Annotated in this window: 19 protein-coding genes; 9 read left to right on the forward strand and 10 right to left on the reverse strand. The window is 35.2% G+C overall.

The features are described from left to right. Window positions 1-153 precede the first annotated feature (153 nt). From I7822_RS25125 to I7822_RS25145, 5 genes are all read right to left on the reverse strand, one after another. A complete protein-coding gene (locus tag I7822_RS25125) occupies window positions 154-906 on the reverse strand; it encodes a hypothetical protein (RefSeq protein ID WP_207981816.1) in 753 nt (250 codons plus the stop codon). Between the two features lie 156 nt (window positions 907-1,062). After that, window positions 1,063-1,503, reverse strand: coding sequence for a methylated-DNA--[protein]-cysteine S-methyltransferase (locus tag I7822_RS25130; RefSeq protein ID WP_307847881.1), 441 nt, complete (start codon window positions 1,501-1,503; stop codon window positions 1,063-1,065). Beyond that, on the reverse strand, window positions 1,500-2,339 hold the full coding sequence (locus I7822_RS25135; RefSeq protein ID WP_207981817.1) for a DNA-3-methyladenine glycosylase family protein: 840 nt from the start codon (window positions 2,337-2,339) through the stop codon (window positions 1,500-1,502). The genes I7822_RS25130 and I7822_RS25135 overlap by 4 nt, the downstream gene beginning before the upstream one ends. After that, window positions 2,326-2,898: a bifunctional transcriptional activator/DNA repair enzyme AdaA gene (locus I7822_RS25140; RefSeq protein ID WP_207981818.1), complete on the reverse strand. Its 573-nt coding sequence runs from the start codon at window positions 2,896-2,898 to the stop codon at window positions 2,326-2,328. The genes I7822_RS25135 and I7822_RS25140 overlap by 14 nt, the downstream gene beginning before the upstream one ends. A 29-nt stretch (window positions 2,899-2,927) precedes the next feature. Beyond that, entirely contained in the window at window positions 2,928-3,698 is a 771-nt protein-coding gene (locus I7822_RS25145; RefSeq protein ID WP_207981819.1) for an isocitrate lyase/PEP mutase family protein, read from the reverse strand. A 626-nt stretch (window positions 3,699-4,324) separates the two neighbouring features. On the opposite strand from I7822_RS25145, the gene I7822_RS25150 reads away from it, so the two are divergent. Together I7822_RS25150 and I7822_RS25155 are read left to right on the forward strand one after the other, a co-directional pair. After that, window positions 4,325-5,071 carry a sulfotransferase family protein gene (locus I7822_RS25150; protein ID WP_207981820.1) on the forward strand — a complete coding sequence of 249 codons (747 nt, stop codon included), beginning with the start codon at window positions 4,325-4,327 and terminating at the stop codon, window positions 5,069-5,071. 419 nt (window positions 5,072-5,490) lie between these two features. Next, window positions 5,491-7,368: a glycoside hydrolase family 15 protein gene (locus tag I7822_RS25155; protein WP_207981821.1), complete on the forward strand. Its 1,878-nt coding sequence runs from the start codon at window positions 5,491-5,493 to the stop codon at window positions 7,366-7,368. 549 nt (window positions 7,369-7,917) lie between these two features. Here I7822_RS25155 and I7822_RS25160 read toward each other — a convergent pair. Continuing rightward, window positions 7,918-8,880 carry a helix-turn-helix transcriptional regulator gene (locus I7822_RS25160; protein ID WP_207981822.1) on the reverse strand — a complete coding sequence of 321 codons (963 nt, stop codon included), beginning with the start codon at window positions 8,878-8,880 and terminating at the stop codon, window positions 7,918-7,920. Between the two features lie 110 nt (window positions 8,881-8,990). Here I7822_RS25160 and I7822_RS25165 point away from each other — a divergent pair, with 110 nt between their 5' ends. From I7822_RS25165 to I7822_RS25190, 6 genes are all read left to right on the forward strand, one after another. After that, the gene (locus tag I7822_RS25165; RefSeq protein ID WP_207981823.1) at window positions 8,991-9,473 is read left to right on the forward strand and encodes a GyrI-like domain-containing protein; all 483 of its coding nucleotides are present in this window, start codon (window positions 8,991-8,993) and stop codon (window positions 9,471-9,473) included. Window positions 9,474-9,495: 22 nt separating this feature from the next. Further along, window positions 9,496-9,960, forward strand: coding sequence for a DUF8821 family protein (locus tag I7822_RS25170; RefSeq protein ID WP_207981824.1), 465 nt, complete (start codon window positions 9,496-9,498; stop codon window positions 9,958-9,960). A 583-nt stretch (window positions 9,961-10,543) separates the two neighbouring features. Then, window positions 10,544-11,515, forward strand: coding sequence for an ABC transporter substrate-binding protein (locus I7822_RS25175; protein WP_207981825.1), 972 nt, complete (start codon window positions 10,544-10,546; stop codon window positions 11,513-11,515). A 69-nt stretch (window positions 11,516-11,584) separates the two neighbouring features. After that, on the forward strand, window positions 11,585-12,589 hold the full coding sequence (locus I7822_RS25180) for a FecCD family ABC transporter permease (protein ID WP_207981826.1): 1,005 nt from the start codon (window positions 11,585-11,587) through the stop codon (window positions 12,587-12,589). Further along, window positions 12,586-13,581 (forward strand): FecCD family ABC transporter permease, encoded by a 996-nt coding sequence (locus I7822_RS25185; protein ID WP_207981827.1) that lies wholly within the window; start codon window positions 12,586-12,588, stop codon window positions 13,579-13,581. Before I7822_RS25180 ends, I7822_RS25185 begins: the two co-directional genes overlap by 4 nt. A gap of 15 nt (window positions 13,582-13,596) precedes the next feature. Beyond that, the gene (locus tag I7822_RS25190; RefSeq protein ID WP_207981861.1) at window positions 13,597-14,379 is read left to right on the forward strand and encodes an ABC transporter ATP-binding protein; all 783 of its coding nucleotides are present in this window, start codon (window positions 13,597-13,599) and stop codon (window positions 14,377-14,379) included. Between the two features lie 393 nt (window positions 14,380-14,772). On the opposite strand, the gene I7822_RS25195 is transcribed toward I7822_RS25190, so the two are convergent. After that, window positions 14,773-15,651, reverse strand: a complete 879-nt coding sequence (locus I7822_RS25195) for a radical SAM/SPASM domain-containing protein (RefSeq protein WP_207981862.1) — start codon at window positions 15,649-15,651, stop codon at window positions 14,773-14,775. Window positions 15,652-16,314: 663 nt separating this feature from the next. Between I7822_RS25195 and I7822_RS25200 the strand changes: the two genes are divergently transcribed. Further along, a complete protein-coding gene (locus I7822_RS25200; RefSeq protein WP_207981828.1) occupies window positions 16,315-16,854 on the forward strand; it encodes a DoxX family membrane protein in 540 nt (179 codons plus the stop codon). Between the two features lie 233 nt (window positions 16,855-17,087). Here I7822_RS25200 and rlmH read toward each other — a convergent pair whose 3' ends face one another. The 3 genes from rlmH to I7822_RS25215 all read right to left on the reverse strand — a co-directional run bounded on the left by rlmH (window position 17,088) and on the right by I7822_RS25215 (window position 19,167). After that, on the reverse strand, window positions 17,088-17,567 hold the full coding sequence (gene rlmH, locus I7822_RS25205; protein ID WP_207981863.1) for a 23S rRNA (pseudouridine(1915)-N(3))-methyltransferase RlmH: 480 nt from the start codon (window positions 17,565-17,567) through the stop codon (window positions 17,088-17,090). 83 nt (window positions 17,568-17,650) lie between these two features. Further along, complete coding sequence (locus I7822_RS25210) at window positions 17,651-17,806, reverse strand: CxxH/CxxC protein (protein ID WP_207981829.1); 156 nt, start codon at window positions 17,804-17,806, stop codon at window positions 17,651-17,653. A 125-nt stretch (window positions 17,807-17,931) separates the two neighbouring features. Next, complete coding sequence (locus I7822_RS25215) at window positions 17,932-19,167, reverse strand: S1C family serine protease (RefSeq protein ID WP_243459678.1); 1,236 nt, start codon at window positions 19,165-19,167, stop codon at window positions 17,932-17,934. Window positions 19,168-19,228: the final 61 nt, after the last annotated feature.

The raw sequence follows: 19,228 nt of genomic DNA on the forward strand, positions 1-19,228 counted from the left end.
TAAATTAATCGCTTTTAGCTTAATTTCTTTTGTATAGGTTGTTCTAATTTTCCCCATGAAAAAATCCCCTCCATAGAAGACAGTACAATCCTTTCTTTTTACTGTCCACTATAAGGGGATAATAACATTTTTTAGTGATCCCTTTTAAAACAATTACATTTTCTTTCCGTTGTTTTCCTGTTGATCCCGAAGGCTGGCAGCCTTTTCCTTTGCGTCTTGAGAAACTTGTTGTCCACGATTGGTTGTCGTTGTGGTTGTACTTGTTGTATTCGTCCCAGTCGGCGTAGGTGCAGTAGTTACCGTTGGTGTTTTTGCACTTGCCGTAGGTTTCGTTGTTACCGCAGGCGTTGTGGATGCACTTGTTTTATTAGTTTCTGTAGGCTTTGATGCAGGCGTTGTGGTTGGTGCTTTGGCGCTTGTCGTAGGTTTCGTTGTTACAGCAGGCGTTGTGGACGCACTTGTTTTATTAGTTCCCGTACGCGCCGATACAGTCGTTGGTGCTTTGGTGCTGGTTGCAGGTTTCGTTATTACAGTAGGCGTTGTAGTTGTTGTCTCATTCGTACTAGCAGAATTTGATGTAGTACTCTTGCTGAATTGTTTCTTATTCAGTGGAATGGCTGTTATAGCGATATCACTTTTATTACTATTTTTAGCCGCTTGGATAGCAGGGTTATCATGAGAAAGCTTGGTTTCAACCTCTTTTACATTCGTTATTGGTGTCGGATCTTCTACCGTTTTTTTTGCTTGGTTGATTGCATCCGCCTTTTTTTGGTCTCCAGATTGAGTTAAAGCTATTTCTTTTATAACTTGTTTTGAAGATTGCTCGTCTAACAAAGCATTGGTGACAGAAAACGTAACAGCTCCCGCTAATACCATAGCAAGGGCTCCCTTGGTGATTGTGGTCATATTTTTCCCCTTGTGTTTTATGTATGTTCGTCTTAAAAGAATACGATCAAACCTAAAAATATTATGGGGGTATAAAAAACAGAATTTTTGGGGTCTTTGTCATTTACTTATGATACGGTTCATCCTAACGAATCTAAATGAGGTACTTTAAAGTTTTTATATGTTATGAGATTTCTCCTCATGTTGAAGCAGCCATTCCTTCCTCCATAGACCTCCTGCATAACCGGTTAATTTCCCATTTGAACCGATTATTCTGTGACAAGGGATCACAATGCTTAACTTGTTTTTCCCATTTGCACTCCCTACTGCTCTGATCGCCTTTTCATTTCCGATGGAAACAGCTATATTCTTATAAGATCCCGTTTTAGCATAAGGTATTTTTGTTAAAGCGTTCCATACTGTTTTTTGAAAGTCAGTCCCTTCAATTTGATATGGAAATGTAAATTCTTGACGATGGCCCTTAAAATATTCGTCAAGTTGGTTGTAGCATTCTATTAAAACCGGAGGGGTTTCAGCTTGTAGTAAATTCTCTTTTTTATTCTCTTCAGAAAACAGTATAGAACTGATGGCTTCATGAGTACCGATTATTTCTATCACGCCAATTGGTGATTCATAGTCGGTTTCTCCTTAAGACTTAATAGATTCCTTAAGGCATTATGAAGACCGACATCTGCAATTGGAAAGGAGGAGGTTTGGTGTAAGCATTTCATCATCACATAATCTGCTGTCCATGCTCCGATACCTCTTATCAACATTAATGATGTTTGTACTTGATGATAATCTTGTTGTAGCAATAATTCTTTTGTTAATTTGCCACACTTCATATCTTTAGCAATACCAATAATATATTCAGCCTTCCTAGTAGTAAATTGAAGTTTCCTTAAATCATCTACATTCAAGGAAGCAATTTTTTCAAATGAAGGGAATAACCAAAACCTTTCTCCTTCGAAAGTTATAAATTCGCCAAATTGTTCAACAAACCGTTGCTTTAATGTGTAAGCAAAAGGTAAATTAATTTGCTGTCCCATTATTGCCCATACTAGCGCTTCAAATAAATCTGGAATGCACATAATCCGTAAGCCAAAATATTTATGCGCAAGATTCTTTAAAATTTTATCCCTACTAGCCATTTGATAAAATTCCCCTAAATCCTGATCCAAATCAAACAATTCCCAAATATACTCTCCCACTTTTTTACGAACGAGAATAGATGGAGTCCTGATTGGGAATTCAACCTTTATGCAATTATTGATATATCCTATTTTACATAAGATCAAAGAGTCTTTAATTTTTATTAGTTTATATACAGCGCCATCTTTAATTTGATGAAGCACTTCCTGATTAGACCTTCCTAAAAAAATTAAACACTCTTCAAAATTAAATTCCTTAGGGGGATAAATCTCCAAATAAGATTCATGGTCAATCCAATTCATTTAGGAATTCCTTTCGATATTCACTAGGTGAACAGTTTTTTAAGCTTCGAAATACTTTATAAAAGTTGGAAGGACTCTGGAATCCTACCTCATAACAAATCTCTAAGTTTGTCATAGCTGTGCATTTAAGAAGATGGGCTGCTTTATCGATGCGTATTTTTTCTAAATAAGTACGCGGAGTCTCAGAGGTTTCTTGTTTAAATAAGCGTTCCAGATAAAAGGAACTTAAGCCGACTTGATCCGCTATATCTTTTAATATCAAATTTTGTTTATAATGGTTGACTAGGAAGGTAATGATCCTTCTGACAATCTCAATATGCGGGGATTGTTCAACTTCTGGCTGACATCTTTTGCAAGGACGAAAACCAGCTTCTTCAACTTCATTAATATCATGGTAAAATTCTACATTCATTTTTTTGGGCTTCCTTGATCTGCATGAAGGACGGCAGTATATTTTAGTTGTTTTTACTGCCGTAAAAAATAGACCATCGTATTTACGATCACAAGCGATGATTTTGTCCCACATCTCTTCAAATGAAAGATTGATATTAGTCACCATGTCACTCCACTATCCTTTCTGCACTTGTACTAGTTCTCATACAAATGAGAAGTATCCATAAACTCTAGTAATTCACCAGCATTCTTTTCTAAATAAGCAATTACTTTATCAGATAGGGCATTTCCAAAACTAAATCGTCTCACACCTAATTCTTTAAGCTTATTACAATTTGTTAGTCCAGGTAAAGATAATACATTTAGTGGAGCACTAATATTCATTGTTATTTCGTTAATCTCATCCTCTTCAATTAAACCAGGAATAAAAATCCCACTAGCACCACTCTCAACGTATGCCTTTGCTCGTTCAATTGTTTCCAATAGAGGATTTTGCTTTAGAAAGTAAGTATCAGTTCTTGCGTTAATATAAAAATTTTTATAACCATTGTTTTCTAACGCTGTTCTTATATTACTTAAAAGGTCACAATGCTTAGATATCTCTTTTAACCCTTTTTGTTTTTTGAGTGAATCCTCAATATTGATGCCAGCAACCCCTACATCTGCCGTCTTTAACACATTCTCAACAATTGTTTGCATATCTTCCCCATACCCTGCTTCAATATCAGCAGAAACTGGAATTTTTACATTCTTTGCTATGGTTTTAATGATTCCTAAATGTTTATCAAAATCAATCAATTCTCCATCTGCAAATCCTAGTGAGTTAGCGATACCCCAACTCGTCGTACCAATTGCTTTGAATCCTGCTTTTTCAAGCATTAAGGCTGAAAGTAAATCCCAGGCGTTTCCTAGAAATAATATATCCTTTGAAAAATGCATCTCATTGAATTCCTGAATCTTGTTCATTTTATTTCCTCCTAATGTTTATTGGACTCATTTTAACAAGTAATCGACCTCCATTTCGTCCTCATTCTTGCTCTTATGGTCTGTCTTTTAAAACAAAAAAAGTGAAGCTATAATGTGCTTCACTTTCTAAAGTCTATGTTCTCTATAAACTCATCATTAAATAAGCTTATGTAACTACCTTATTTCCTTGTACCTTGTTGATTCAGTGGAAATTATATTTATTACTAAAGAAAAACCTCATTTACTTATGGTACGGTTCAACGAATATCACTTAAGCGCAAGGTTAATGTTGAGCATAAGATTTATATCTTTGTATAAAAACAGTATGCCCACTCATATCGAGTGTACGTGGAACAATCATTTAGTTTAATTGCACCTATTTATTTAGGAATTTGTTGTATTAATTCTTGTGAGTGTCTGACAACTTACTATTTATCCCAATAGAATTAAGAAAAGCTAGTATAACAGTCTTTCTACTTACTAAACATCATTAAAATTAAGATAAAAATAGGTTGTCTTCAGTAAACTTTAGCACAACCATTTTTCAAAAATAATAATACAGTATACCAATTGATATAAAAGGAGGATTCTTTATAAACAACCAGAAAGAAATAGATGGACCAGTTGTGATTGGGGGAGTTGGAGGAAGCGGTACTAGAATTGTTGCAGAATTACTGAAGCAGATTGGATTTTTTATGGGGAGTAAAATTAATTCAGCTAATGATAATATGGAATTCGCTAATTTATTTTTCAACTACAACGAGGGAACATTTAGGAACATAATAAGTAATAAAAATATAACCTTTCAAAAATTAAGTAAATTTGAACAATTAATATTTAATTCAGACCAATTAAAGTTATCAAACTATATTGGTTGGGGTTGGAAAAATCCTCCGTCTCATATATACCTTGATTTTTTAAGTCAATACTTTAAAAATTTAAAGTATATATTTGTCATCCGTAATGGGCTTGATATGGCTTATAGTAAAAATCAAAACCAACTTATTAATTGGGGAAGTTTTTTTAATGTTTCTATGCCAAAGTCGCCTATTCTTCAACCAAAAGCAAGCTTGGAATATTGGATAAAGGCGAATCAAAGAGCCATAAATTTAGGCAATACGCTACTTGGAGAAAGATTTCTTGTAATAAAGTATGAAGACCTTTGTGAAAATCCACAAAGGGAGATTAATAGACTTATAAATTTCGTAGACACGAGCCTTGAAAATATTAACATTGATGAACTGTGTAGTTTAATAATAAAACCTGAAACCATGGGGAGATATAAACAGCAGGACTTAAGCATTTTTACAAAAAAAGACATTGAGTCTGTTCGTCAATTTGGGTTTGATATTGACACAAAATATTCCTCGTAAATCCGCCGATCTACAAGTTAAATAAACTTCATTACTCTAAATTGGTAAGGCAAGGATATTGTGCTTAAATTCAAAAATTAGGTCTATCTAAATAAAGGTTTTACTTGTTCCTTCGCTACTGATATAAATCAGAAAAAGAAAACTTCAGTGACGTTGAGTAGTACTTTACTCTTCAAAAAATTATAACTATGTAATCACTTATGATACGTTTCTCCGTGATGTTTCTAAATGAGGTTTTTAAACTAAAACATTTATGGACATGTAGCTTTATAATCCAGGATATCCCTCTCCTGACATTTTAGATTTTACAAAAAGAAAAATTTCTTTTAACCCTTCAGCCTAAATCAAAAACATAAATTTCACTAAGTTTTAATATTATTATTGATGGCCTAATTTTCCTCATTGAAGGAGTGAAACAAATGAATTATTTTATTGGTAAAAATCAAGATAATCATGCTCCTATTTCTAATGGCAATGTTTTAGCTTGGCTTCAACAATATGATATATGTTGTCGTCCAGTTGATAAAATAAGTCAACTTTTTTTCAAAAACTTTGACATGTCAAGTTCACTCTTGGAAAACCCTGGATCATATGTACTAGTAAAAGATCACAATGAGAAAATTTGGTATGATCCATACGGAATAGTTCAAGTGAGGTTGGGCCAAATTGGGGAAATTATTTCATTAAATAGTACTCAATATATGAATGGTTATGGAATATATGAAGTAGTCTCTCATAAAGGCAATACTGTAGTAAGGACAAAAACATGGGCCCCGCAAAACAGGAATTCTTTCATTCGATCGATTGAAGTCCAAACTCTACGCAACAATCCTTCTAAGGCATCTATCTATCCTGTCGTACATTTAAAAAACATCGTACAAAGAATACGTAATACCTTTATATCTCGAATTTCAGAAAATCAATGGCTAGCTACGACTGTTTCTCCATCTGCTGAAGGTATAACAGGAAATATTGCTAAAGCTGTAACTGGAGGCCAGGTAACCATCTTTGAACACAGTTTGCAACCCACTCCCTTAGTCTTTAAGATCCCTGCCCAAACAATACCAGGGCCAGAATATAGCAAGCCCGTCTTTCAAGTATTTGCAGCAGGGGCTTCTAAAGAGGAGGCACTTCAAGAGCTAGAGAAAACATTAGATCAGATTAGACAAAGTGAAACACATACACTTCAATCATGGCAAGCTTGGTATAACGAAACAATAAAAATCGATAAGCTCCCTCCAGAGCTTGAATATTTCTGGAGAGTTAGTAACACAATCACAAAAATGAGTTTACAAAAAGACGGTACTCCTATAATTATTGGTTTTAAACCGTACCAAGGAAACGTTTGGATTCGTGATAGTTTATGGATTGCATCTACTTTGGCACTAGCAGGTCACCTAGACGATGCTGTAAAGGCCTTATATGCAACACTTAGTTATTTAATAGAGCGTCCAGATGGAAACTATTACTATGCATATAATGTTGTTACACGTTTACCTAACGAACATGCATTTGAAAACGATACGACAGGCCTCATATTATATGGAATATGGCAAGTTTGGTCCTTGGTTAAAGACCATACGATTCTATTAGATTTGTGGCCAATAATAAACCACTCGACCAGATGGATTTTAGAAAACCGTGATTCAAGTGGATTGATCTTCCCAGATGCAGGAATTTGGGAAACTTTTGGTCCACACTTAGGAGAAAATTTTGAACATATGACATGGAGCTCTGCTATTTCGGCATTTGGATTAATTAGGGCTGCCGAAATGGCTGAAGCTATCTATGAAAATGACAAAGCCAATGAATTTAGACAGGGAGCAAATGAATTAATACACGCCATTTATAAACATAACGTCCATAAGGGGGTCGTAACCCGGTCTATGGAAACAAAATTATTGGATGCATCTGTCACTTTATTCTTCTCTGAATTTCCTATATTTCCAAAAGAATGGTTAGAACCAACACTAAAGGCAATTCAACAAAGATTAGAAGATCCCTTTATTGGAGGTATTTGGAGACATGAAAGTCTAACAACAGAAGAGGGAGATTTAAAACCGTGGACTGGGCCAACTTTTTGGTTAGGTGAAGCATTCTTAGTTAACAATAATGTAAACCAAGCCTGGAAGTACTTTAATCATAATTATAAAAATAGTTCCTTTTGTGGCCTTATGCCTGAATTATTGTATAGCAGAGGTCGTCCAAGAGGATTTGCTATGCCCAGTTATTCTCAGTCAGGTGTTATTAGGTCCCTATTGTTATATACTAATTTAATTAGTAGGAACCAATTCTAACATTCTTAAAAAGAGTATTTTATTTAACCTCCATTTTAAATAATTAATATTAAAAATCTTTTTATTAATCATTTTGTTACACAATATGTTTAGTTTAGGAGAAAATTGTTTATTCCTTACTTTCTGCTTATTTATTGCACAAACTTATAATAAATTATTATCTAACTTTAAAATAAAAGGGCACGGTAAATCCTCTTATTATATGAACAATGAATAATATCATTTCATCCATATCATAGTAACCTTGTCTCATTTTTATTTACTATCCTGCCTTCTAACAGTTCTAGGTCTTAAATTTAACTTCTTTGATTACTTCATTATTTCGATTTTAACTGTTTTAATCGAATATTTAGATATATGTTAATACATAGACACTCACTATTTGGGAACTTACCCTCTCTAAAAACCTCACTTACTTATGATACGGTTCACCATGATGTATCTAAATGAGGTTTAACCTTTGTTTTCCAAAAATGAATTTACTAGAAATTCGGGGGTTAGCTGGCAACTGGCCAAGCTCAAAATTATTTAGGTTTTAACTGGCACTGCTTATGGGCAGTATAAGCATAATCTCTCTTGTAAACCTTCTAAGACTTCTTCTGGCACTTCCCTGACCTTGATATCCCCACCTAGAAAAAGTAGCCAATTAGTTAATTCGGTTAATTCTTCTGAATTATTAACATTGATAAAAGTCTTTAGAATGGCTGTGCTTTGGTAAGGATTCGTATAGGAAATTGAAACTTTTAAAGGATGGTATTTTTTGAACTGGGCAATCGCCTTTGGACCAAGTTCAAGGACAAGGTTGATTACTTCTTCCTGCTTACTTAGTTTTTCTAAAATCTTTTCCTTACTTACTCTTTTTTTCGTAGGGTCTGGTTTTACATTAGTGAGATTGTCGACAGGAAAAATCCGCCTCTTTTCTTCCTTTAGGTCAAAGCCTTCAATTAGCCAAAAGCTTTTTTCACGATAAAGGTGCAAGAGATAAATTGGATAAGACTTTATTACCTTCTCTTCTTCAGTGGTAATTAATAAATATCTATCCAAAAGAAGGATTTGAATGAGTTTTTCTAACATAGGATGAGGGAGATCTGACAGATCAAGTAGGTCGGGATTTATGGGATTAGTCCCTTCAAAAATTAAGATTTGATTTAAAAGAACAAGGTTATCTTGCTGGTTTTCTGAGATGAGTCCTAGTAATTTTTCAGTTAAAGACTGACGACTCTTTAGATAAGGGAGTTGTTGATTTCTTGTGGCCATAAAGGCAATAAAAAGTGCTTTGATCTCATTATCGGTAAAGCGAACATTGGGCAGGACAGAGTTGTTCATGACAAAATAACCCCCATCCCTTCCAACTTCAGCGACGAGCGGCATCCCCATAGCTTCAATTTCTCTGATATCTCTAATAGCTGTTGAACGAGAGATGTTAAATTCTTGCATGATTTCAGAAATTGTAAAGTGGGCGCGGTTGTTGATATACCGCATGATGATATTAATCCGTTCAACTTTTTTCATCGGGACCTCCTAAACAGTATCATTTTTTGACATGATTTAAGGCTATTATATACCTATCAAGTGAAAATACAAATCATTTGATAAATTTAAAAAAGAGGAAGGTTTTGAATATGGCAGATTATATCCTAGAAGAAAAAGACAGCTTTACCGTTTTAGGTTTGGGAACTGAGCTTAAGAGCGATTACACAGACTTTGTTGGCATAACCAAGGAAAAGTCAGACTTTTGGCAGGCCGTCAAACAAGATGGAAGGCTTGACACTTTAAAAACTCTTGCCGCAAATGACTACATTTTTGCCGTGAACGAAGCAGTGAATAACAAGATGATGCATTATGCTGGCGTCATGACAGAGGCAACATTACCAGAAGAAGAATCCAGAGTTATCCAATTTCCTAAGGGGGAATATCTAGTTGTTAAAGGGGAAGCGAGGACGGCTGATGAGTTGAGTAATAAGCTTACTGGCATTGCTTTTGGTCAGGTCTTGCCAGAAGCAAAGAATTTTGCCTATGTTGGTGGACCAAATGCAACGGTTGAGATGGGGCAGCAAAACGGCTTAGTATTTGGTGAAATGTGGATTCCTGTTGTTAGGAAATAAAGAGATAAAAGGTGGGATGGAAATGTCCTATATCGTTGATTTTAAAAATGTGTCTACGTTTGGTTTAGATTCTTCACCAGAGGCAGAAGCGCTTGCTGGTTTACGTGCTAATGAAGCCCGTTACTTTATGAACAAATATAAGCATGAATTTACGGTTGCACCAACTAGCGAAAGCCAGGAGACCCTTGATTATGTGAACCGAATTTTGAAAGAAGAACGTGATATTGAGTTTGCGGCCAAACCTTTAGAAACTTCGCGTTTTCAAGTGGAAAATATCCAATTTACCTACGTCTTTTATGAGGATGGTCTTGAGGTCAACGTCATGTATACGGTTGATGACCCTAAGAAGCGGGCCGTTGGTTTTAAGCTTTCTGAGGGGATGGAGGTACCAAAGGAGTTAGAAGGGAAATTTAAGTTTGCTAGGCAGAAGTCTAAACTAGCTGGAACAATTCGTGGCTCGTTTTTTGTAATTAAAGGAGAATATTAAATTAAGCAAAAGCACATATTAAGGAATTCAGCCATTTTTTGTATTTGTTCAATCAGGATTTTCTTCATTTTGATAAGAAAATCCTGATTGAACAAAAAAATTTAATTCATTGCAAGAGCAAAAACAACCATTCATGTAACAAATGTTCATCTAGGCATTCAAATAACAAAACAGCACCTCTCCATCAAATTAGAGGGTGCTGTTACTTTTTTCGCAAAAACCTCATTTACTTATGATATGGTTCCCCTAACGTATCTAAATGAGTTTTTTAGTATTTATCTAAAATCATTAGTTTTTCATAAATATTTAATAATCTATTAAAAATAACCAATTTTTTATATTACGGTGACAACCAAACAACAACTCTTTTAGCCTACTATTTACTCTCATTAGTATAGGGATAGAAAATATATATATATTTCTTGTAAATAAAATGAACAAAACGAACAAAATGATTATTTTGTTCGTTTTGTTTTTATATTACAATAATTTCATTGCATTGACGCAGAGCATTGTTCATCTTATCATAAAACAAGTAATGATTATCATTATCAATTGCGCAGTTAAGAAAGGGATGAACAAAATGCGTGTATTTAATAAAGTAAGAAAGTTAAGTGGAACAACGGTAATCCTGTTGTTAACGATTATGTTAGCATTAACAGGCTGCAACGCCTCTCAAAAAAATACAGAAGCAGAGAAAAAAGAACAGACGACTGCTGAAGCAAAAGGTAGAACAATTACACATGAAATGGGAGAAACAGAACTAAAAAATACTCCCCAAAAAATCGTCACCTTAGAACTATCTTTTGTGGATGCTTTAAATGCCTTAGGAATTACTCCTGTAGGAATTGCAGATGACAACAAACCGGAAATGATTGCAAAGCTTGTAGGCAGTGAAATTGAATATACATCTTTAGGAACACGTGAACAGCCTAGTTTAGAGTTGATCAGTTCTTTACAACCAGATTTAATTATTGCAGATGCTGAACGTCATAGTGGAATTTATGAAGATTTAAAAAAGATAGCCCCTACAATTGTCTTAAAGAGCCGTGAATCAACATATGAAGAAAACCTAGATTCTTTTAAAACAATTGCAGAAGCAGCAAATCTAAAAGCAGCTGGTGAAAAAAGATTAAGTCAACATAAAAAAACAATTGAAGAATTAAAATCAAGTTTAAGTGTGGACGAACAAATGACTATTTTACCTGCGGTTGTTCGCGACACATCCTTCCAAGCTCATACTTCTTCTTCCTACGATGGTGAATTACTTAAACACATAGGATTACAGGTTGCGATTGAAGATCAAACACAGCCATATGCTGAAATGAATTTAGAACAGCTTGTTGAGATTGATCCTGACGTATTGCTTTTAGCGAATAATGAGGGAAAATTACTGACTGATGAATGGAAAGAAAATCCTCTTTGGAAAAATCTAAAAGCTGTCAAAAATAATCAAGTTTATAGCATTGATCGGGATTTATGGACAAGATTCCGTGGAGTAGAATCTGCAGAAATTATGGCTAAAGACACTTTAAATATGTTGAATGGAAAATAAAAGGAGTAACGGAGAAGTAAGGGAACGCTATTCTTACTTCTCTTTCTATTAGAAAGTGTGTTGTAGTTAATGAAAACCGTAGTTAAAAATAACGTAAAAATATATGGTACTGCAATAACTGCAATAATATTATTATTTTGTGGAATCATCATCAGTATTTCGGTAGGAGCAGCAGATATAGACGCAGGCCTAGTGTTGAAGTCCCTTTTTGAGACGAATCCCTCCAAAGAGCAGTTAATCATACAGACCCTTCGCTTACCTCGAGCTATCATTGGCGTATTAGTAGGAGCTAATCTAGCTGTGGCCGGTGCTCTTATGCAGGCGATTACTCGAAATTCATTAGCATCACCACAAGTTTTTGGTGTAAATGCCGGTGCCTCACTTTTTATTGTTATGGTGTTTGCTTTTTTACCTAATCTCTCTCCCTCTTTTCTAGTTATCGCTGCATTTATTGGTGCTGCAGCAGGAGGAATAACCGTCTATTCCTTTGCTTCGGGAGGAGGAATGACACACGTAAAGCTGGCGTTAGCTGGAATCGCCGTACATTTTCTTTTATCTTCCTTAACCCAAAGCGTGATTATTTTTAGTGAACAAGCAAAAGATGTTCTGTATTGGTTAGTTGGAGCTGTAAATGGAAAAACATGGACCCATGTTTCCCTTATTCTTCCGTGGTCTCTAACAGGACTATTCGTTGCAATCTTGTTCTCCCGATCTATTTCCATTCTCGTCTTAGGAGAAAGTACCGCACAGGGACTTGGACAGCAAGTAGGTCGAATCCGTATTTTAGCGGGACTACTGGTCATCATTCTGGCAGGGTCTTCGGTTGCTGTCGCAGGACCAGTAGGTTTTATTGGATTAATTGTTCCTCATATTGCAAGGAAGCTAGTGGGAGGCGATTATAGAAGAATAATCCCTTTTTCCGCTTTATTCGGAGCTTTGCTCTTAGTGTACGCAGATATTCTCGCTCGGTTTATCGCTTATCCTTTTGAATCGCCAGTAGGAATTGTCACAGCTTTAATTGGGGCACCATTCTTCCTTTATTTAGCAAGGAAAGGGAGGAATATTAAACAATGAAGAAAAAACAGCTATTCCATCTAAACACCATTCTTCTTGCCTTATTCATTTTTATGCTTATATTATCAATCATAAGTTTAGGCATTGGGGCTATTTATATGTCACCTTCTGACATCATGCGAAACTTATTAGGTAATGGGATACAAAATCAAACATTTATCCTGCATAATTACCGGATTCCTCGCATTATTATCGCAATCATTGTCGGAGCAGGTCTGGCAGTAGCTGGAGCTATTCTACAAGGAGTTCTGCGTAATCCATTAGCTTCCCCTGATGTAATTGGTGTTACAAAGGGAGCTGGATTGGGAGCTGTTATCGTAATTGTGCTATTCCCAATGTCTTCAATGATTTTTCTCCCTCTTTCCGCATTTATTGGAGCAGCTTTAATCGCGGTCATTTTGATGGTATTTGTTTATAAAAAAGGTGCTCAACCTACAACAATTGCTTTAGTAGGAATAGCACTAGGGGCCATATGCCAAGCAGGGATAGAGTATTTTATGATTAAGTTTCCAGACAATGTCAATATGACCCTTTTGTGGTTGACAGGGAGTCTATGGGGAAGAGGATGGGATCAAGTGTTCATTCTACTTCCAAGTCTTCTTCTTATCCCAATCGTTATTGGATTAACGTCTAAATTGGATATCCTTAGCCTTGGTGACGATTTAGCTACAGGTCTTGGTGAAAAAGCGAAAGTTTTAAGATATATTTTAATAGGTGTTTCGGTTGTATTAATTGGTGTATGTGTTGCAACCGTAGGTTCTATCGGATTTATCGGTTTAATTGCTCCTCATATTGCCAGAAGAGTTGTAGGATCTAAATTTAAAGCATTACTTCCTGCTTCAGCTCTCTTCGGTTCGATCTTGCTGTTAATAGCCGATAGCCTAGGTAGAGGATTATTTCCGCCAATTGAAATACCTGCGGGAATTATTACAGCCGTAATTGGAGCACCCTATTTTTTATATTTATTACGTTCTGAACGAAAAAAAGTATAAGAAAGGTGAGCAATGATGACAACATTATCAGCGGAGAAACTATCCCTCTCATACGGATCCACGCAAATCCTTGATCATATTGATTTAGTCATTCCTAATGGTAAGATTAGTGTAATTATTGGTTCTAATGGATGTGGTAAATCAACGATTTTACGGTCATTAGCCAGATTATTAACACCTCAAAAAGGGACTGTTTATTTAGATGGGAAAGCAATTCATCATCAATCTTCCAAAGAAATTGCGAGAAAATTGGCGATTTTGCCTCAATCACCAGAAGCTCCAGAAGATATAACGGTTAAAGATCTATGCTACTATGGCAGACATCCACATAGAGGTTTGTTTTCCAGAAACTCTCCGGAAGATCACGCAATTGTTGAGCGTGCATTATCGGCAACGAAAATGAATGATTTTATAGACCGTACATTGGATGAGTTATCAGGGGGACAAAGACAAAGAGCGTGGATATCAATGGCATTAGCGCAAGACACCGACCTATTATTATTAGATGAACCAACGACCTATTTAGATTTAGCACACCAAATTGAGATATTAGAATTGTTACGACATTTAAACGTAACATATGGCCGAACCATTGTAATGGTTTTACATGATTTAAACCAAGCAGCTCAATATGCCGATCATCTAATTAGCATTGTTAAGGGAACAGTGTATAAAGAAGGCCCACCAGAAAAAGTATTTACAAAAAACATGATTAAAGAAGTATTTGGACTTGAATGCTGTATTATTGAAAATCCAGTAGATCGAACACCATTATGTATTCCAATTAGGGCTGTCTGATAAACCCCTAAAATGAAGCAAGTGGAGAAAAACAGATCATTTTTCTCCACTTGCTTTTGTATTACTTTGAATTTCCTTTAAAAGAAGCTGGCGGATGCCTGCTACTTTTAGTATGTCGCGGGCTAATTCCACAATTCCAAATCGACATATACCTTCTCGGAGTCCCCCTTAAGGAAACCTCTAACAATAGGCGCCTGCCACTCGCCAGACCGCACCCGTAAATCGACATTAGTCAAAAAAAAGTATTAGGCACCATAGTTCAACTTATGATATTTTCTAATATAAAACCTTAAAAGCCTCATTTACTTATGTTACGGTTCACCACGTTATATCTAAATGAGGTAATGAGTTGGAATGTCTATCTAACTTACTAAATCCTAGCCACTTGCCTATCTATTTTCCAAACCTTTTGCGATATCCGCATTTTCTACATAGTTCCTCCACTGCCACTCTTCGTGAAAAACCATCTACAAGGTTTTTTGCTCTATCCATCTCGATAATATCAGAAAATGAATTATCATTAATATTTCCAAGGTTGATAACTCCCTCACCATCTAGACAACAAGGAATAACAGTTCCGTTTGCTAATATACCTGCTTGATTTCGCATCCCATAGCAGAAGCCCTTCCCATCATCTTCTTCTTCATGTAACGCTGGCCACTGAAATTCGTAATCTTGATTAATGAAGATGTTGTCCGCAATTTTCACTCCGCTTCCTGGTACGACCTTCTCTTCAATTTTATAGTCTAAATCAAATTCTTTCTCAATAATTTCTAGTAATTCTCTGTTTCGTTTTCTTTCAATATTCGTCGTATTGTCTTGTGTAAGGTTCCATAGTCTCAGGGAAACAATCATTTCTGATTGGCTCGTTGCTTCTTTAATAAAAGAAAGGATACTTCTCACATACCCTTCCTTATCTTTAGAACCAATATGGCCATCAAAGCTGTGGAGTGAGAAATTCATTTGTCTTAGTGCAGGCTTATTTAATAATTTTTCCCTCTTTTTATTAATTAATGTTCCATTGGTTGTGATATTAACTTTAAACCCTTTTTCATGACTTAAGTCTAACAATTGGTCTATTTTAGGATGGAGCAATGGCTCACCCTTTACATGTAAATAAATGTAGTCTGTGTGCGGTTTAATTTGGTCTAATCTCTTAGAAAAATCCTCCACAGAAATGAATTGCTTCTGTCGTTCTGTTGGCGGACAAAAGCTGCAGGCAAGATTACATACACTTGTAATCTCTAAGTAAAACTTCTTAAATTTTTTCACCATCAATTCCTCACTTCTTTGACTACTTAGAACAGTATGAACTATTATTCTATCACTATTAGAGCATATTTGTTCATTAATGAAAACAAGGTTATTCAAGGAAACTACCGTTACCATTTTTCTGTTTAATAGAATACACTTGTATTTTCTATTATTTATCCTACTACTATCTACTTCAGGAATTCCTTCACTTGTACTGTTTAAATAATAAAAGAAAACCATCAGAGAATTTTCTCTAATTGTCTTCACATGTTAGCGTACGATTAGGTAACTAACATATTGTTGAATTTTTAACCAAAAATGTTTCACTATATAGTGTATTCCAATTTATGTGCAGTCTTAGGAGACACCCTTACTTAAAAACCTCATTTACTTATGGTACGGTTCCCTACATATCATATAAGGACATAGTTAATTTTAAAAATAAAGTGTTTATTACTATATAACCTTATTAAAAGTAAGTTCCAATTATAATAAATATATATTTACCGTAGATTTTGCGTATGGTAAACTTTTATGTATATAGGAAACTTTTTGGCTAATAAAGCATATTATCTTTAGAGAAAATACCTAAATAACTTTTAATAAATTTTTTTGACTAAAAAGTTTCCTTAGGGAAACATATATTCCTTAGGTGAAATTAAAAAAAGGAGGCGAAATTTTATGAAAATAAAGAGAAGTGTAAGATTATTCCCATCACTTATTGTTTTAATGCGTATTCTTTTTGGAGTAGGTTGGTTATTAGCTGGAGTGACTAAAATTACTGAAAAGTTATGGTTTAACGAACCTGGTTTATTTTTGAAGAATTATCTAATAAATTCATTACAAAATACCAGTGTCCCAACCTTTTATAAGATTTTCATAGAGAATATAGCTTTAGAACATGTAATGGTTTTGAACTACGTTATCCCAATGGTCCAAATTATACTTGGCATATTTCTTATAGCAGGTTTATTTACCATACCTTCTATCTTTTTTTGTCTATTTATGCACATAAACTTTATCCTTTCTGGAAATATAAATTTAATTAGCCTTATCCTTTATACAAGTGCATTTTCACTAATTATTTTTAGGTCAAATATATATCACTTCAGTCTCGATAAATATTTTAAATTAGATACTCTATTGGTCATCAATGACAAAGCAGGAAAGATAACTGCATCCAGACTTTCTGGTAAAGAAAAAATTTTTAATAATTCCTAATTTGTACCTTTAGTTAAAATGTCTTTTAACATTGTGGCTATCCAATAGAGCAACCCTAAAATATTAAGCAAAACAAAAACGTACAACAAAACTTTTGTAATCCTCAATGTCATTCCCCCTTACTACTCTATGTAATAATAGTATTTTAAAAGCAAATTCTATAGTACCATTAAAAATAGAAAAACCGTCATTATTAGTGACGGTTTTTCTATTCTACCTCATTATACTTTGTTCTATTTATGGTACGGTTCACCCCGATTAATCCTAAACGCCCGATAAACCTGCTCCACCAAAATCAACCTCATCAGTTGATGTGGAAACGTCATCTTTGAAAAAGATAGTGTGTCATTCGCTCGTTTCATAACAGTACTGCTTAAACCAAGTGAGCCGCCGATGACAAAGGCAATTTTACTTTTTCCATATGTAGCTAGCTGATCGAGATCTTTTGCTAGTTGTTCTGAGGATTTCATTTTCCCTTCTATTGCTAGAGCAATGACATGTGTGTCATCACTTATTTTGCTTAGTATTCTCTCTCCCTCTTTTTCCTTTACTTGTTCCATTTCCGTTTCACTTAGGTTTTCAGGAGCCTTTTCATCAGGTAGTTCTATCACTTCTATCTTTGCATAGGCTGAAAGGCGTTTTAGGTATTCATCAATTCCTTGCTTTAAATACTTTTCTTTCAGCTTTCCAATTGTCACAATTGAGATATTCACATATGTTCCCCATTTCAAGCTAGTTCGTCCTAATATAGTTATCCACATTCACGATCAGGTTATCCACAATCAACAACCGAATATTAGTTCCCCACTATATATATAGCTGGGTTTGCACACATTTCACAACTTGTGGATAACTTGCTATTATTATCTATTTTTTCGATTTCTGGTGCTAATTCCTTTTCATCTACATACATATCAATCGCTAATTCAATATGATCTTCACAACAATACATGTCATTTCCTCCTTATCCACATGTGGATGTTTCTGTTATAGTTTTACCATGTTTTTATTTTATCCACAAACTAAATTCTATTCTCTTATATCATTTATCCACAACTTAAAAAAGAGAGCTAATGATTAGCTCCCTAGTATATCTTGTTCCCCTAATTTCATTTTTCCAGTTTGCTTTTCTCCGCCTCGATAATACGTGAATTCAACCGTGTTTCCTACCTCTTGCTTATATAGGATTTTTCTTAGCTCAATAATGTCTTTCACTTCTTGACCGGCGAATTCAGTTATCACATCAAGCTCCTGTAGACCAGCTTGAGCTGCTGGCGAAATTGGTTCAACACTCATAACAACGATTCCTGATTCAATATCTTTAGGTAGCTTTAATGTTTGCTCCCAATGATAACTCGAAACTTCATTTAATGATCTCATCGCAATTCCCATATATGGGCGTCTTACTTCACTGTATGTTTCAAGGTCCTCAATAATCGGGATTGCAAGATTTGCTGGAATTGCTAGGCCAATTCCTTCTACTGCTGATTGGGCAATTTTCATTGAGTTAATCCCGATCACTTTCCCATCGATATTAATAAGTGCACCACCGCTATTACCTGGGTTAATGGCAGCATCTGTTTGGATAACCTCTGCATTCCAATCCACTTGGCCATCACCGTTTGAATCGATTGGAATGGCTCTTTCTGTACCAGAGATAATCCCTTGTGTAACAGATCCAGAAAATTGTAAGCCTAATGGATTTCCTATGGCAATGACTGGTTCACCTGGTTTTACCTTATCCGAGTCTCCAAATTGAGCGACTTGTTTGATCTTTTCACTATCTACTCGTAATACAGCTAAATCAGTTAATTCATCACTTCCGAGGATCTCAGCGGGAACCCTTGTGCCATCACTTAAACTAATCTCAACTTGTGATGCACCTGCAATAACATGGTGATTCGTTACAACAAAAGCATTTTTGCCGTCTTTTTTGTAAATGACACCTGATCCTGTTCCTGCTTCACCCGTTTCATTCCAAAAGCCTGCCTCTTGAAGATTCACAACTCCAACAACTGCATCTGAGACCTCATCAACTATACCTGTAATGGCCGTGTTTACCTCAACAGATACATTTTTAACCTCACCAGTTGAAGCTATACCATCTTCTTGTTGATTCACTTCTCCGCCTAGATCCATATCATAAGGTAGAAAATTGAAATTTGATAAAGTAGGTAAAGCAAATAACATTAGTAAGCCACCTAAAATTGCTCCTACCAATCCTGCTAAAAACCATCCGCCGCGATTTCCTTTTTGTCTTTTAGAATTATAGTTTTCATAATCTTGATCATAATAGCCCACAACTATCACCATCCCTTTCCATACTGCTGCATGAATAGTGTGTATACCTAATCAACATTATTCTCTTGTCTAA

The organism is Metabacillus bambusae, assembly GCF_017497975.1.
Lineage (GTDB): Bacteria > Bacillota > Bacilli > Bacillales > Bacillaceae > Metabacillus > Metabacillus bambusae.